The organism is Pseudomonas syringae pv. tagetis, from assembly GCF_022557255.1.
Lineage (GTDB): Bacteria > Pseudomonadota > Gammaproteobacteria > Pseudomonadales > Pseudomonadaceae > Aquipseudomonas > Aquipseudomonas caricapapayae.
Map to the genome: position 1 here is coordinate 3,064,845 of NZ_CP092923.1, position 16,095 is coordinate 3,080,939.

The 16,095-nt window shown below is 60.1% G+C and carries 13 protein-coding genes; all 13 read left to right on the forward strand.

Annotation, left to right across the window (positions count from 1 at the left end; genetic code table 11):
- The first annotated feature begins 360 nt into the window (after positions 1–360).
- The 13 genes from MME58_RS13570 to MME58_RS13630 all read left to right on the forward strand — a co-directional run bounded on the left by MME58_RS13570 (position 361) and on the right by MME58_RS13630 (position 15,987).
- Positions 361–1,737 (forward strand): diaminobutyrate--2-oxoglutarate transaminase, encoded by a 1,377-nt coding sequence (locus tag MME58_RS13570; protein ID WP_055005754.1) that lies wholly within the window; start codon positions 361–363, stop codon positions 1,735–1,737.
- A 226-nt stretch (positions 1,738–1,963) separates the two neighbouring features.
- Positions 1,964–3,748, forward strand: coding sequence for an IucA/IucC family protein (locus MME58_RS13575; protein WP_055005755.1), 1,785 nt, complete (start codon positions 1,964–1,966; stop codon positions 3,746–3,748).
- A complete protein-coding gene (locus MME58_RS13580; RefSeq protein ID WP_054988669.1) occupies positions 3,741–4,949 on the forward strand; it encodes a type III PLP-dependent enzyme in 1,209 nt (402 codons plus the stop codon). The genes MME58_RS13575 and MME58_RS13580 overlap by 8 nt, the downstream gene beginning before the upstream one ends.
- Positions 4,946–6,352 (forward strand): DHA2 family efflux MFS transporter permease subunit, encoded by a 1,407-nt coding sequence (locus tag MME58_RS13585; protein WP_054988670.1) that lies wholly within the window; start codon positions 4,946–4,948, stop codon positions 6,350–6,352. Before MME58_RS13580 ends, MME58_RS13585 begins: the two co-directional genes overlap by 4 nt.
- 21 nt (positions 6,353–6,373) lie before the next feature.
- Positions 6,374–8,227 carry an IucA/IucC family protein gene (locus tag MME58_RS13590; RefSeq protein WP_055005790.1) on the forward strand — a complete coding sequence of 618 codons (1,854 nt, stop codon included), beginning with the start codon at positions 6,374–6,376 and terminating at the stop codon, positions 8,225–8,227.
- Complete coding sequence (locus tag MME58_RS13595) at positions 8,227–9,000, forward strand: HpcH/HpaI aldolase family protein (protein ID WP_055005756.1); 774 nt, start codon at positions 8,227–8,229, stop codon at positions 8,998–9,000. Before MME58_RS13590 ends, MME58_RS13595 begins: the two co-directional genes overlap by 1 nt.
- A gap of 3 nt (positions 9,001–9,003) precedes the next feature.
- The gene (locus MME58_RS13600) at positions 9,004–10,887 is read left to right on the forward strand and encodes an IucA/IucC family protein (protein WP_054988672.1); all 1,884 of its coding nucleotides are present in this window, start codon (positions 9,004–9,006) and stop codon (positions 10,885–10,887) included.
- Positions 10,877–11,782 carry an ABC transporter substrate-binding protein gene (locus MME58_RS13605; RefSeq protein ID WP_055005757.1) on the forward strand — a complete coding sequence of 302 codons (906 nt, stop codon included), beginning with the start codon at positions 10,877–10,879 and terminating at the stop codon, positions 11,780–11,782. Before MME58_RS13600 ends, MME58_RS13605 begins: the two co-directional genes overlap by 11 nt.
- Entirely contained in the window at positions 11,779–12,768 is a 990-nt protein-coding gene (locus MME58_RS13610) for a FecCD family ABC transporter permease (protein WP_055005758.1), read from the forward strand. Before MME58_RS13605 ends, MME58_RS13610 begins: the two co-directional genes overlap by 4 nt.
- The gene (locus tag MME58_RS13615) at positions 12,761–13,792 is read left to right on the forward strand and encodes a FecCD family ABC transporter permease (RefSeq protein WP_055005759.1); all 1,032 of its coding nucleotides are present in this window, start codon (positions 12,761–12,763) and stop codon (positions 13,790–13,792) included. Before MME58_RS13610 ends, MME58_RS13615 begins: the two co-directional genes overlap by 8 nt.
- A gap of 10 nt (positions 13,793–13,802) precedes the next feature.
- Complete coding sequence (locus tag MME58_RS13620; RefSeq protein WP_055005760.1) at positions 13,803–14,594, forward strand: ABC transporter ATP-binding protein; 792 nt, start codon at positions 13,803–13,805, stop codon at positions 14,592–14,594.
- Positions 14,591–15,370 (forward strand): IucA/IucC family C-terminal-domain containing protein, encoded by a 780-nt coding sequence (locus tag MME58_RS13625; RefSeq protein ID WP_055005761.1) that lies wholly within the window; start codon positions 14,591–14,593, stop codon positions 15,368–15,370. Before MME58_RS13620 ends, MME58_RS13625 begins: the two co-directional genes overlap by 4 nt.
- On the forward strand, positions 15,367–15,987 hold the full coding sequence (locus tag MME58_RS13630; protein ID WP_055005762.1) for an RraA family protein: 621 nt from the start codon (positions 15,367–15,369) through the stop codon (positions 15,985–15,987). Before MME58_RS13625 ends, MME58_RS13630 begins: the two co-directional genes overlap by 4 nt.
- The last annotated feature ends 108 nt before the right edge of the window (positions 15,988–16,095 follow it).

Here is a 16,095-nt window from a genome sequence, read left to right on the forward strand (position 1 = left end):
TCGAATCGGGTCCCGAACCGACGCGAGTGCCCAGGGACGGGCTTACCCGCGTGCTGAACAAACTGGAAGTACGCAACGAGGTATAAACAGGCAGCGATGACATAATCAATGTAGCGACAGTGACAGAAGCATCGGTTATTTCAATATTCTGTTTCTGCGTTGTAGACCTGTCACACGTGCCCATCCAAGTAAAGGCACTTTAAATATTACCGATCTTAAGACTGGCCCGTTCGCGCGCCTTGCAACTTATCGCGTGCACACGCTCGGACATTTAAATTTTCATCGTATTTTTAATACAACGGGTTGCACTTTCAGGGAAATGATAATAGTTTGCATCCGGAATCCAGCGAGGACTTACAGATGTTGAATAATGGCCTATTGCACTCTACTACGTCGCAGAAAACCAATGCCAACTATCTGGACCGGCAGAGCCAGTTTGAATCCAATGTAAGAAGTTACCCGCGAAAGTTGCCATTGGCCATCGCCAAAGCACACGGAGTATGGGTGACGGATGTTGAAGGCACCACCTACCTGGACTGCCTGGCCGGCGCCGGAACGCTAGCGCTAGGCCACAATCACGAAGCCATCATGGCCAGTCTCGACAGCTTCCTGACGTCCGGAATGCCGATGCACACCCTCGACCTGACCACTGCGGTGAAGGACGCCTTCAGCGAAACGCTGCTGAGTCTGCTGCCGGGGCAGGGACGCGATTACTGTCTGCAGTTCTGCGGTCCATCCGGTGCCGATGCTGTCGAAGCCGCGATCAAGCTGGCCAAGACTGCTACCGGACGCCACAACATCATCAGCTTTTCCGGCGCTTACCATGGCATGACCCACGGAGCCCTGGCGCTGACCGGCAACACTGCGCCGAAGAATGCTGTCGCCAACCTCATGCCTGGCGTGCAATTCCTTCCGTACCCCCATGAGTACCGCTGTCCGCTGGGCATTGGCGGTGAAGCCGGCACGGATGCGCTGAGCTACTACTTCACCCAGTTCATCGAAGACGTGGAAAGTGGCGTATCCCTGCCAGCCGCCGTGATTCTGGAAGCGGTACAGGGCGAAGGCGGCGTCAACCCGGCACCTGCCACATGGCTGCGGCAGATTCGCGAGGTGACCCGCAAGCACGGCATTCTGCTGATTCTGGATGAAGTGCAGGCGGGCTTCGGACGTACCGGCAAGATGTTCGCCTTCGAACACGCCGGGATCGAGCCCGACATCATCGTCATGTCCAAGGCGGTTGGAGGCGGCCTGCCGTTGGCCGTGCTCGGCTTCAAGCGTGAGTTCGACGCCTGGGCACCGGGCAATCACGCGGGCACGTTCCGCGGTAATCAGATGGCGATGGCCACCGGCCTTGCGACGCTTGAGGTGCTGCAACGGCAGAACCTCTCTGCCCAGGCTGCCAAACGGGGCGACTGGCTCAAGGAAAAGCTCGGCCTTTTGCAACAACGCTACCCGATGATGGGCCAGGTGCGTGGACGCGGGCTGATGCTGGGCATCGAGATTGTCGATGAGCGCAAGCCGGCCGACCGCCTCGGCAGTTTGCCAATGGACCCGGAGCTGGCAGTTGCGATTCAGCAGCACTGTTTCAGGCAAGGATTGTTGCTTGAGCGGGGCGGCCGAAATGGCAATGTCATCCGTTTGTTGCCGCCGTTGATCATTACCGAAGAGCAATGCCAACTGGTGGTTCAGCGATTCGAAGATGCCCTCAAGGCAGCCGTGGCCCAGCGCCGCAAATAAACAGTTCGACACAGCACACAAGTAACAGGATCACCGCGCGCACACCAGAACATGCAAACAACGTTTGACTGAGCGAATCAATCGCACGTCGTGCACACCTTTATACCGTGGCGGGTTATAGGCAATAAGCCATATAGACAGTTGAGCCGTTGTGCTTCAAGCGGTACACCCGCGTTTGTTGCAACGTCATTTAAACAGTAAGCGTCAAGGCGACTGTGGAGCAGACATGACCAATACCGATCGCACCGTTTTATCAAACATGGTGAGCGAACTGGCAACCACTCGTGCATTACTTAATTGCCTGATCAAGGAGTTTGCACTGCCCGAACACTGCCTTCATTACACCTGGCCCCAAGGCATGCAAGGTATTGCGCCGGGCAGTTTTGTGGATGGCGGACAATGGAAAGGCATTCCACTTACCATCAGCCTGCCCAATCAGCAACAATTCTTTGTGCTGGTGGACCGCCGTGACCATCTGGGCAGTCATCGCTACCTTTCCGATGTTTACGCACGCCAGGGGCAGGGCACCTGGCACTGCCTGGCCTTTGCCGAGTTCGTCCGGCAACTGCTGGCGGCCTGCGAGCACATGACCCGGGCCAGCAATGACGAGCTGCTCGATCAGGTTCTGCAGAGCCAGCACCTGACGGCTGCCATCGTTGCCCACAACATGACCGGTCAGCACCCGGCGCCCCTCAGCGGCTACCTGGCGAGCGAACAGGGCTTGTGGTTCGGTCATCCCAATCACCCGGCCCCCAAGGCGCGTCTGTGGCCGGCACATCTGGCTCAGGAGACTTACGCCCCCGAGTTTCAGGCGCAGACCGCGCTGCATGTGTTTGAAGTGCCGCTGGACGGGCTGCGGATCACCGCCAATGGTTTGAGCGAGTCGGAGGTGATGGCAGGGTTCGCCGACCAGTCACGGGCGCGACCGGGGCATGCTCTGATCTGCATGCATCCGGTGCAGGCCCAACTGTTCATGCAAGACCGTCGCGTACAACGCCTGATCGAGCTCGGGCAGATCAGCGATCTGGGCACCAGCGGACCGCTTGCCAGCCCGACAGCTTCGATGCGCACCTGGTACATCGAAGGGCATGACTACTTCATCAAGGGCTCACTGAACGTACGCATTACCAACTGCGTTCGGAAAAATGCCTGGTACGAACTGGAAAGCACGCTGATCATCGACGAATTGTTTCAGCGCTTGCAGCAGACGCGCCCGGAAACCCTGGGCGGCCTGTCCACCGTGGCCGAACCCGGTTCGATGAGCTGGGCTCCAGCAGGCGCAAGCGAGACTGACGGCCACTGGTTTCGCGAACAGACGGGCGCAATTCTGCGGGAAAATTTCTGCCGCCGGTCCGGCGCAGACTGCAGCGTGATGGCGGGCACCCTGTTTGCACGTGATCTGCGTTCACGCCCCTTGGTGCATGACTTCCTGCAGGGTTTCAACGGCGGCGCACTGGAGGACCGGCACCTGCTGGACTGGTTCGACGAGTACCAATCCTTGCTGCTGCGCCCGGTCATGGCGCTGTTCTTCAATCATGGCATCGTGATGGAGCCGCATTTGCAGAATGCGGTACTGATTCACGATAACGGTCGTCCGCAACAACTGCTGCTGCGCGACTTCGAAGGCGTCAAACTGACTGACGAACTGGGCATCAAGGCTATTCAGGTCGGGCTGCACCCGCGGATTCGTCAGTCATTGCTCTACACCCGCGAACAGGGCTGGAACCGCATCACCTATTGCCTGCTGATCAACAACCTGTCCGAGGCTGTGCTGGCCTTGAGCTGGGAGCGTCCGCACCTGGCCCCGCTGATGTGGCAACGGGTCGAGCAGCAGTTGCAGCGGATTCGTGACGAACTGGTGCTGCCTGCGCCAGAGCTGGACGCGCTGATCGCCGGCCAGCCGATCGCCTGCAAGACCAACCTGAAGGTCCGGCTTGCCGCCAAGGCCGACCGTGAGGCCAATTACGTGCGCCTTGCCTCACCGTGGGGTACGGAGGCACGTTATGCATAAGTTGCCGGAAACCGTGCTGGCCGCCATCAAAGAAGCCCAGGCGCTGGAAACCGACCCGCTGGCGGCTTTTGTCTACGATCTGGACGCCTTGCAGCAACACGTCAGCGAGGTCATGGCAGCTCTGCCTGCGGGCGTCGAGTTGTATTACGCGATCAAGGCCAACAGCGAAGCGCCAATGCTGGAAACCCTGGCACCGCTTGTCAGTGGCTTCGAAATCTCATCCGGGGGCGAAATCGAGCGGGTGATGGCCTGTCCGACACGCAAGCCCTATGTATTCTCCGGCCCTGGCAAACTTGATTCCGATCTGCGCTCGGCGCTGCTCAACAAGGTTGAAGCCATCCATCTGGAGAGCCTCAATGAAATTGCCCGCCTGCAACGTCTCGCCGAACAGACGGGACGGGTACAGGCCGTGTTCCTGCGCATCAATCCCCACCTGCCCGCCGCACAGTCGAGCAAGCTGGCAATGGCCGGCACGGCGACCCCGTTCGGCATTGACGAAGCCGATCTGGCCGAAGCCGTCAGACGCGTAGACAGCGCCAGCCACCTGACGCTCAAAGGCTTCCATGTACATGCCATGTCGCATCAATTGTCGGTCGAACGTCACGAGCAGTTGCTGGATTTCTACCTGCAGCGCTGGCAGCAGTGGAAGGCGCTGGCCAGCTACCCGGACCAGTTGACCCACTTCAACGTTGGCGGCGGCATTGGCGTCGATTACCTGAACACCCGGCAGTTCGACTGGCAGCGCCTGTGTCGCTATCTGGAAAAGCGTCTGGGCGAACAACACGACGCACCGATCCTGCGCTTTGAACCGGGGCGTTTCATCAGTGCCTACTGCGGCTATTACGCCATTGAGGTCCTGGATAGCAAAACCAGCCACGGCGAGCATTTTCTGGTGTGTCGGGGCGGCACTCATCAGTTTCGCCTGCCGGTCGCGCAAAGCCATGACCATCCGGTTATCCATCTGCCGGGCAGGCCGGCGACTGCTGCCTCGGAAGAGCGGGCCTACACCGTTGTCGGGCAACTGTGCACGCCCAAGGACGTGCTCAGTCGCCGCCAGTCGCTCAAGGGCGTGAGCATCGGCGATCTGCTGGTTCTGCCGCTGGCCGGGGCGTATGGCTACAACATCTCGCATGTCGATTTTCTCTGCCATCCACGACCGGCACAGCACTTCGTGCGTAACGGCGAACGGGTTCGCCAATGACTTTGAACGTGCCACGCCGTTGGGTGGTGTTCAATGTGCTGCTCGGCACACTGACCGTCAGCCTTAGCAACAGCTCGCTCAACCCGGCGCTGCCAACGTTCATGGAGGCGTTTCGGGTCGGCCCCTTGCTGGCCACCTGGATCGTCGCGGGGTTCATGACCAGCATGGGCATGACCATGCCGCTGACCAGCTTTCTCAGTCAACGCATCGGCCGTAAACGGCTTTACCTCTGGGGCGTAGCGCTGTTCATCGGGGGTTCCCTGCTGGGCGCACTGGCCGGTTCCATCGTGCTGGTGATCACTGCGCGAGTGGTGCAGGGCATCGCCAGCGGGTTGATGATTCCGTTGTCGCTGGCGATCATTTTCTCCGTGTATGAAAAACATGAGCGGGGCAGGGTGACAGGGCTCTGGAGCGCAGCCGTGATGCTTGCTCCGGCGCTCGGTCCACTGTGTGGCAGCCTGATGCTGGAGTGGTTCAGTTGGCGCTCGCTGTTCCTGATGAATGTCCCTATCGGACTGCTGGCCTTGCTGTTGGGCCTCGGTGTGCTGCCGGACTCCGAACCTGTCGAGCGCAAGCCGTTCGACCTGATCGGTTACCTGCTGGTTGCCTCCGGCATTGGCTTGCTGATGATAGCCATCAGCCGTATGCATCAGGCCCAGGCGCTGCTCGACCCGTTGAATCAGGGCATGGTGCTGATCGCGGTGGCCTGTCTGATCGCGTTCGTGCGGGTTGAATTGAGCCGCAAGGCACCGCTGCTGAATCTGCGTCTGTTCAACCTGCGCGGCTACCGTCTGAGCGTGATCATTGCCGTGGTGCAATCGGTCGGCATGTTCGAATGCCTGGTCCTGTTGCCGCTGCTGGTGCAGACAGTGCTGGGCTACAACCCGATCTGGACCGGCCTGGCACTGCTCTGTACCGCCGCCTTCGCCAGTCTGTTCGGCCAGTGGGGTGGCAAGGCGCTGGACCGGCATGGTCCACGCACAGTGGTTGCTATGGGCCTGCTGCTGACCGGTATTTCAACTCTTGCGCTGGGCATGCTCAAGGCTGATACCGCCATTGGCGTGGTGTTCGTCTTGATGATGATTCGTGGCGCGGGTCTCGGGCTTTCCTACATGCCGGTGACAACGGCCGGGCTCAATGCCTTGCCCGAGCCGATGGTCACTCAGGGCGCGGCAATGAATAACATATCCCGCCGTCTCGTCGCGTCGCTGGCAATTGTCATCGCGTCGCTGTGGCTGGAGTTCCGCCTGAACACTGCGGGACCGGCTGCCACACCATCGGCCATCAGTGAAGTCTTCATCGTCACCGGCCTGCTGATCCTGCTGGCGCTGCCGTGTGCCTGGCGCTTCCCGCTTAACGACGAACGCAGCGAGGCTCAGCCCGGTGCGGTCGAACCCCGATAATTTTTCGTTCGAGGTATGAACATGGCTACCCCTTTACCGCTGAAACGTAACGCTGCTTCACCAGAAACGGCCACAGGTGCCTGGCTGGCCAATGTCGACACCGCACGTTACGAAAAAGTACAGCGCCGCGTGATCGGCCAATTGCTGCAAACCTTGCTGTACGAGGCTGCACTGCCTTACCGGTGCACACGGCTGGACGATCATCGGCATCAGTTCACAGTCGCCGCAGTTGACGGAGTGGAATACCACTGTGACGGACTGCTGAGTACCAGCTTCGAGCTGATCCGCCTGGATCACGCCACACTGGAGAGGGTAACCGGCGAAGGTGAGCGCAGTGTGCCGGATTTGCATCTGGCGTTGACCGAGCTGCTGAGTCCGTTCAAGGACAGCCCGCATCTGGCGCGCTTTATCCAGGAAATCGAGCAGACCCAGCTAAAGGACCTTCAAGCCCGCACTCAGGGTTATCGACCCGCAAGGCCCGCGCACGAGCTGGACGTGGACGCGCTTGAACAGCATTTCATGGATGCCCATAGCTACCACCCGTGCTACAAGTCGCGGATCGGCTTTTCCCTGAGTGACAATCGCCACTACGGCCCTGAATTTGCCACGCCTGTTGCGGTGGTCTGGCTGGCGGTGGCGAAATCGAGCGCGTCGGTCGGTCATTCACGCAACATGGATTTTCCGGCGTTTATCCGCCAGGAACTGGGTACACAGCGCTGGCAGGAAATCGCCCGGAATCTGGCCGCGCAAGGCAAATCCATCGACGATTATCAGCTGATGCCGGTGCATCCGTGGCAGTGGGACAACGTCACGGTATCGACCTTCTATCCGGAACTTGCCAGCGGCGAGCTGATTTATCTGGGAACTTCGAGCGACGTCTACAAGGCTCAGCAGTCGATTCGCACCCTGGCCAACGCCAGCCAGCCCAAGCGACCTTACGTCAAGCTGGCCATGAGCATGACCAATACCTCCAGCACGCGAATTCTGGCGCGGCACACCGTGCTCAACGGTCCGATCATCACCGACTGGCTGCACCAACTCATCGCCACCGACAGCACCGCTCGTGCGCTGGATTTTGTGATCCTCGGCGAAGTCGCCGGCGTCAGCTACGACTACCGCCATCTGCCGGAATCCCGCTCGGCACAGACTTACGGCACGCTGGGTGCGATCTGGCGCGAGAGCCTGCATCAATACCTCAGGGACGATGAGCAGGCAGTGCCGTTCAATGGCCTCAGCCACGTCGAAAACCGTTATGACGACGGCAACCAGACGCCGTTCATCGACGCCTGGGTCCGCCAGTACGGTCTCAAGGAATGGACCCGACAATTGCTGCAGGTCACGGTGCCGCCGATCATTCATATGCTCTATGCCGAAGGTATCGGCATGGAGTCCCACGGGCAGAACATCGTGCTGATCGTCAAGCAGGGCTGGCCGCAACGTATCGCCCTCAAGGACTTTCATGATGGCGTGCGTTATTCGCCCGCGCACCTCGGACGCCCCGAGTTGTGCCCGGAGCTGGTCCCGCTGCCCGCCAGCCACGCGAAACTCAACCGTAATTCGTTCATCGTTACCGATGATATCAACGCGGTGCGCGACTTTTCCTGCGACTGCTTCTTCTTCATCTGCCTGGCTGAAATGGCGATCTTCCTGCGCCAGCACTACTCGCTGGATGAAACTCTGTTCTGGCAGATGACCGCAGATGTCATTCTCGACTATCAGCGCGCGCATCCGCAGCATCGCGACCGCTTCGAGCTGTTTGACGTGTTTGCTGCGTCGTATGAAGTGGAAGAGCTGACCAAACGTCGCCTGCTGGGTGATGGCGAACGCCGGTTCCGTTCGGTGCCCAACCCGCTGCATGCCTGCAGGCCGCAATGATGCTGAGGACCAATACGCTCAAAAGCAGGCTCGGCAGCGGGCAGCCGGTGTACGGGCTGATCAGCTCGATTCCGGCCCCGGCTGCCATCGAGTTGATCGCCGAGGCCGGTTTCGACTTCGTGATCATCGACATGGAACACGTGCTGATCAACCCGGAAACCGTGGAGAACATGATCCGTGTAGCGGAGAGCTACGGCCTCACGCCGCTGGTGCGGGTCGCCGATCTCAACCCGAAAACCCTGCTGCGCCTGCTCGATGGCGGCGCGCAGGGTATCGTTTTACCGATGATCGAGAGCCCCGGGCAATTGGCGGACGCCATTGCCGCCTGCAAATATTACCCACTGGGCCGTCGCAGCCTTAACGCCGGTCGTCCCGGTTCGTTCGGCAAGCACAGCCTGGCGCAGTACGTGGAGGCCGCCAATCAACAGATCATGGTGGTGGCGATGATCGAAAGCGCCGAAGGCGTGCGCCGCGCCGCAGAGATTGCTGCTGTGCCGGGGCTGGACATGATTCTCGAGGGGGCCGCAGACCTGTCGCAATCACTGGGCATGCCCTGGCAGATCGATCAACCCGATGTACAACAAGCCTTGCTGGCTACCTGGCAAGCGACCAGCGCAGCAGGCGTCGCCTACTGCACGATTCCCCGTCAACCCGGCGACGCTGCCCGCTGGCAGGCGCGCGGGGTCAATGCCTTTGTCCTCGGGGACGAGCGCGGCATAGCCTTTCGTGCACTTCAGGCCCGCCTGGCTCAACATTCAGCAGAAGGAAAATAAACGATGAACTTCACTTCACTCGCCGCTGACCTGGTCATGCAGGATCTGGTCGACTGCCTGCTGGCTGAAGATTTCTTTGGCCGCGAGCCATTGAGCCTGCAGGACACTGCTCACTGGCAATCCCGTAACCCGCAGGCCCCTAAGCTGGCAGCGCAGAACAGCGCACAGCAGATCTGGGAATGGTGCTGCGATGACGCGGAACAGCGCTTCATCAGTATCGCCTTGCGCCCCGGCATTACCCAGCAATGGGAAAAAGAGCCCGGCACGCCGGTGCTCGGCCGTCAGGCTGAACGCTGGACCCGGTTGTCTCCGGAAGATTTCATGAAATGGGTGTTCGCCGGCAAGGCGACGCTGCTTCAGGACAGCGAGCGGCAAGACAATGAAAAGGGCATAGCACTGTTTCTCGATGTGTTGCGCATCAGCGTGTGGCAGACCGCGTTGTCGCTGGATCATAAGGTCGACGAGCACAACCTGATGGCTCAGGACGGCGCTACGTTCTTCAGAACGATGGAGCAGTGGGCTTCGTTGCGCGATCGCCCCTATCACCCGCTGGCCAAGGCCAAACAAGGTTTGAACGAGCGGGAATACCTGCAGTATCAGGCCGAGTTTGCCCAGCCGGTGGCGCTGAACTGGGTCGCTGTCGACAAGACCCTGCTGCAGTGCGGCGACGGCGTAGGGGATGTGAACGAGTCTTTCCCTGCCCGCTATCTGCTGCCAGAGCACCTGCAAGCTGTTCTCGAACAGGAATTGCAAACGCGCGGCATTGCCGGCAGCCATGTGGCATTGCCGGTCCACCCGTGGCAGTTCGAACATGTTCTGCAGGCCCAGTTGGGCGATGCATTTGCCTGCGGCGATTGTCAGCGCCTGACCTTCAACGAGGCAGCAGTGTATGCCACCTCATCGCTGCGCTCGATGACGCCGTGCTTTGCCAGCCCCGATTACCTCAAGCTGCCCATGGCCATCTATTCGCTCGGCGCATCCCGCTATCTGCCCGCAGTAAAAATGATCAACGGCGGCCTGAGTGAAAAGCTGTTGCGCCAGGTTGTCGACAAGGATGAAACCCTGAGCCGTTCACTGCACCTGTGCGATGAACGCAAATGGTGGGCGTTCATGCCACCTCAAGCCACCCTGTTCGACGAAGGGCCTCGGCATCTTTCGGCGATGGTGCGCGGCTATCCGGCAGCCTTGCTCGACGATCCGGACTGCCGCCTGCTGCCGATGGCGGCGCTGGGTACACCGTTACCAGGCAGCAATCGGCATTTCTTCGATGAATGGATGGATTATCGCGTTCTGCCGCGCAACCAGGCTTCGGTACTGACGCTGTTCCGCGAGCTGAGCCACAGTTTCTTCGACATCAACCTGCGCATGTTCCGCCTGGGTATGCTCGGCGAAGTGCATGGCCAGAACGCAGTGATGGTCTGGAAAGACGGCCAGGCGCAAGGTCTGTTGTTGCGCGACCACGACTCGTTGCGTATTTTCGTGCCGTGGCTGGAGCGCAACGGCATGCACGATCCGGAATATCGCATCAAGAAAGGCCATGCCAATACCCTTTACCACAACAGCCCTGAAGACTTGCTGTTCTGGTTGCAGACACTGGGGATTCAAGTAAATGTGCGGGCAATCATGGATACGCTGGCCCAGATATATGACGTACCGGTAACAGCGCTGTGGACGGTATTGCGCGATGTTCTGGATAATCTGATCACAACCATCGAATTTGACGACGAGGCGCGTGCCATGATCAGGCATCAACTGTTCGAAGCCCCCAATTGGCCGCAGAAACTCTTGCTTACCCCTATGATCGAGCGCGCTGGCGGACCAGGCAGCATGCCCTTCGGCAAGGGCGAGGTGGTCAACCCGTTCCACAGGTTGCGCCGTGCAACCTGATCAGGCCCGGTATCCTTCGCGGCGCACGGTACTGCGTCTTTCATTGGGGTTGCTGGCGCTGCCGGGCATTGCCTGGGCAGCGCCACCAAGAGTGGTCACGTTGTTTCAGGGAGCATCCGACAGCGCGGTGGCATTGGGCATCACGCCGTGCGGCGTGGTCGATTCCTGGAGCGAAAAGCCGATGTATCGCTACCTGCGCCCGGCCCTGGCGGCGGTACCGCATGTGGGCCTGGAAACCCAGCCGAGCCTTGAAGATATAGTGCTACTCAAACCTGACCTGATCGTCGCATCACGTTTTCGCCATCAACGCATCGCGCCGTTGCTCGAGCAGATCAGCCCGGTCCTTATGCTGGAAGAAGTGTTCGAGTTCAAGCGCACACTGGCAATGATGGGGGCTGCATTGCAGCGTCAGCAGCAGGCCCTGGAACTGCTGGGGCATTGGCAACAGCGTGTGACGCAATTGCGTGGCTTGTTACAGGCTAAATTCGCTGGACGCTGGCCGATCACTGTGTCGGTTCTCGACATTCGCGAGGACCATATTCGCAGCTATCTACCTGCCAGCTTTGCAGGTTCGGTGCTTACCGAGCTGGGCTTTGCCTGGACGCCGACTGCTCTAGAAGCACGCGGCGTGTCCCTTAAACTCAGCAGCAAAGAGAGCTTGCCTGTGGTCGATGCCGACCTGTTCTTCATTTTTCAGCGCGCGGACAGCAAAGCCGCGCAGCAAAACTACGACAAGCTGGTCCAGCATCCGTTCTGGCAGCAGTTGCGCGCCGCGCAGGACCGTCAGGTATGGCGCGTCGATGCTGTGGCCTGGAGCCTGTCTGGAGGCATTCTGGGTGCCAATCACATGCTAGACGAAATAGCCCGCGTGGCAATGGCGGACAGTCCCTCATGACGACTGCGGTAAAACTGGGGCTGGGACTGTTGGTATTGGTAATGTGCATGGGATTGAGCCTGGCCACCGGAGCCGACTGGATATCGCCCTCTGCAATGGTCAGAAGCGTGTGGCAGCCTGACGCGCTCAGCGCTATCGAGCATGTGCTGCTGGATACCCGCCTGACGCGCACCCTGATGGCCGTCGCCGTGGGTTCCAGTCTGGCGGTTGCCGGCGCGCTGATGCAGGCCCTGACGCGCAACCCGCTGGCGTCGCCCGGATTGTTCGGCATCAATGCCGGGGCGACGTTTTCCATCATTGCCTGCTCGTCGTTGTTCGCGCTTTCGTCCATGAGCCAATGGCTGTGGTGCGCCTTCATCGGTGCGGCGGTGGCAGGGACCCTTGTCTGGGTGATAGGCAACCGGGGGCAGGGCAGCCTCAACCCATTGCGGATTGTGTTGGCCGGCGCAGCGATCACCGCGCTGTTTACCGCGTTCAGTCAGGCCCTGCTGGTGGTCAACCAGGACGGTCTGGACACCGTGTTGTTCTGGCTGGCGGGCTCCTTGTCGGAACGCGATCTGGGCACTGCCGCGCCATTGCTGATCTGCGTGGTACTGGCTCTGAGCGGATCACTACTGCTCGCCGGGCAGGTCAATGTGCTCAATACCGGAGAAGCCATCGCCACCGCTCTGGGCCAGCGTACCGGGCTGATTCGTCTGCTCATGAGCATCGTGATCATTGCCCTGGCAGGCAGCGCAGTGGCATTGGCCGGGAGCATCGGTTTCATCGGGCTGCTGGTGCCGCACATGGTGCGCAAGACGCTGTCCATCGATCATCGCTGGCTACTGCCCGGTTGCGCGTTGCTGGGCGCAACGCTGTTGTTGCTGGCCGATACGCTGTCGCGGGTGGCAATCGTGCCTCAGGAAGTGCCGGTGGGTGTGATGACCGCGCTGTTCGGTGGTCCATTCTTCATAGCACTGGTACGGCGGGGGGCACGTTATGGATAGGCACCTGACCGTGCGCTACCCGGGATTTTCCCGGCAGTTCAGCCTGACGGCATTGCTGCGCCTGGTGATTGCCGCAACGCTGACCCTGATGATCGCACTGAGCTCGTTGGCCCTGGGCAAAATCAACCTGTCGCCCGCGACCCTTTTGAATGTATTCAGCGGTCAGGCGGACGCCAGCCTGATCTTCATTGTCGAGCAGTTGCGCATGCCCCGGCTGGCACTGGCAGCGCTGGTCGGAGCTGCTTTGGCGGTGTCCGGGCTGATCCTGCAAAGCATTATTCGCAACCCGCTGGCGTCGCCGGACTTGTTGGGCATCACCAGCGGTGCCAGTGCGGCAGCCGTATTGTATCTGTCGTTCTTCTCGGCTGCATTGGGCGCGCAGTTTCTACCCTTGGCCGCCGTCTCCGGCGCAGGATTGGCCGCGCTGGTTATCTATCTGCTGGCGTGGAATCAGGGCGCCTCGCCATTACGCATGGTATTGATCGGCGTAGGGGTGTCGGCTCTGCTGGCTGCGGTGACGACGTTCATTCTGGTGTTCAGCCCGTTGACAACCACCTTGTCGGCTTACGTCTGGCTGACCGGGAGCGTGTATGGTGCAAGTTGGCCGGAACCCCGCGTGCTGGCAGGCTGGCTGTTGTTGACACTGCCGTTGCTGGTGCTGCTCGCTCGCCAGCTGCGCATGCAGCAACTCGATGACGGTCTGGCGCTGGGCATAGGCGTCAGGGTGCAATGGCTGCGCGCCGGACTGCTGCTGGTGAGCGTTGCGCTTGCAGGCCTGGCGGTCGCATGGGGCGGGGCAATTGCCTTTGTTGGCTTGATTGCGCCGCATATTGCCAAACGCCTGATGCCGCCGGGGTTTACCGGTCAGGCGCTGATGTCGGCGCTGGTTGGTGCAGACCTGGTCATGCTTGCCGATCTTGCCGGGCGTACGCTGTTCCTGCCGCTGGATCTGCCTGCAGGGATTTTTGTCGCGGTGCTGGGCACGCCGTTTTTTCTGTATCTATTGATTAACCAGCGGCATTAAGGAAATACGGATGGCGTCAATCGCAACCCACGACCTGACCCTGAGCTACCAACGGCAGGTGATCATCGACAGCCTGGATCTGCAATTGCCTGCAGGCCAGGTAACCGTGCTGATCGGCAGTAACGGTTGCGGCAAAAGTACCTTGCTGAAATCCCTCGCGCGTCTGCTCAAGCCACAGCAGGGCAGCGTAGTGCTCAACGGTACAGACATCCATCAGAAGTCCACCGCCACAGTAGCGCGTGAACTGGCGATTCTGCCGCAAATGCCCAGCGCTCCGGAAGGCATCAGCGTGCGTCAGCTGGTGGCGCTGGGCCGTTATCCTTACCAGAACTGGATGCAGCAATGGTCCGTTCAGGATGAAGCCATGGTCGAGCGAGCGCTGGCCCAGACCGACATGCAGGCGTTGGCTGACAGGCCCGTCGATGCGCTGTCGGGCGGCCAGCGTCAGCGCGCGTGGATCGCCATGACGCTGGCGCAGGATACCGATATCGTATTGCTTGACGAGCCCACGACCTTTCTCGACCTGGCTCACCAGATCGAAGTGCTGGACTTGTTGCGCGACCTCAATCGGCAAGAAGGCAAAACCATCATCATGGTCCTGCATGACCTGAATCTGGCCTGCCGTTATGCCGATCACATGGTCGCTGTCCACGAGCGCACCGCCTTCGCTCAGGGGCGTCCGGCCGACATCCTCAGTGAAGCGCTGGTCAAGCAGGTCTTTGGCCTCAATTGCCGGATTATCGCCGATCCATTCTTTGGTACACCGTTGTGCATTCCCTTTGGCAGGGAACTGCCGCAATGAGTCTGGTGCACGCTTTCACCGAGTCCGAATGGGCGCTGCTGTCCGGGGCGCTGCAGCTCAGGCAGGCAAGTGACCGCGATCCTCGCTCGTTATCGCCCCGCGCCCTGCTGGACGAGGAGGTGTGCGAACAAGTGCTCGAGACGTTAGGGCCTGTCATCGGCTCTCCGACGCAGGCAATCACCGCATCACTGCTGGCCAAGCGCTTCTCCTTCCTGAGCACGGGTGCCTGTCTGTACGCCATGTCGGTCTACGACAAGGGTTTGATCCTGTCGCTGGACAACAGCGTTATCGAATACGCACACGATGACGGCCTGTGGACCTCTTCAATGCCCTTGATCGATGTGACGCCTGTGGGTTATGAACCCGGCACTCGCGAGGCGTGGAGGGAGCTCATCGTCGCAACATTGTTCCGCGAACTGCTGCAGCCATTGTGGGAAACCTTCAACCGCGTCACCGGCATATCCCGGCGCATCCTCTGGGAAAACACAGCCGTACGCGTCTATTCGCTGTACGACAAACGCATGGAAAAGATTCAGGACCCGGCAATTCGGCAGCGCTATGAGGGCGACTTCGACTGGCTGCTGAATCAGGCAGACCCAGCATTGTTCGGCCTGAACTACAACCCGTTGAAACACTTCCGGCGTCCCCCCGTTTTGCTGGAAGCCGAAGGCAAAAGCGTCCGTTTTCGTCGAACCTGCTGCTTCTATTACGACGCCAGCAACCCTGTCGAGTATTGCTCGACCTGTCCGTTACTGAGGCCCAGGAAATCCCGATGAACAAGCACATTGCACACCGCCAGCAACCGCTGAGCAACGCCGTCATAGAGCAATACCGGGGCATTGCGTCCTCCACCATCGGTCACCTGACCGACCGTGGTTATCTGCCCGGGATCAGACCGTTGTTCGAAGGTGCCCGGCTGGTCGGTAACGTCGTCACGGTCAAAGTACAATTGCCCGAAGGCAGCATTTTGCGCGATGCACTGCTGAACAGCCTGTCCGGCGATGTGCTGGTGATCGAGTGCATCGGCGACCCGCATTGTGCCTGCTGGGGCGAGCTGCGTACCCTGGCCGGACTTATCAAGGGGCTGGCCGGCGTCATCGTTTCAGGCGCCGTGACCGATGTCTCCGCCCTGCGCGAACATCGCCTGCCGGTGTTCAGCCGGGGAATCAGCGCCGTGACCACGCGAAGCCTGGGGGAGAGCGGCGAGCTTAATGGGCCGATCGATATTGGTGGGGTCATTGTCAATCCGGGAGACATTGCCATCGGTGATGACGACGGCGTGTTTATCCTCAATGCGCAGCAGGCGAGCGAGCTATTGCCTGGTTTACTGGCGAAAGAGCTCGCGGACAGGGAGCGGCGAGAGGAGCTTCTGGGACGCCTGACCAAGGGGTGAGAATTCTGCAGCCAATGAGTGCATGTCATCGAGCAGCGATGCGTTTTTGAGTAAACCTGACAGACGTTACGTACAGCGCCTGGAATTCGTTGAGCCGTGTTTCAGCCC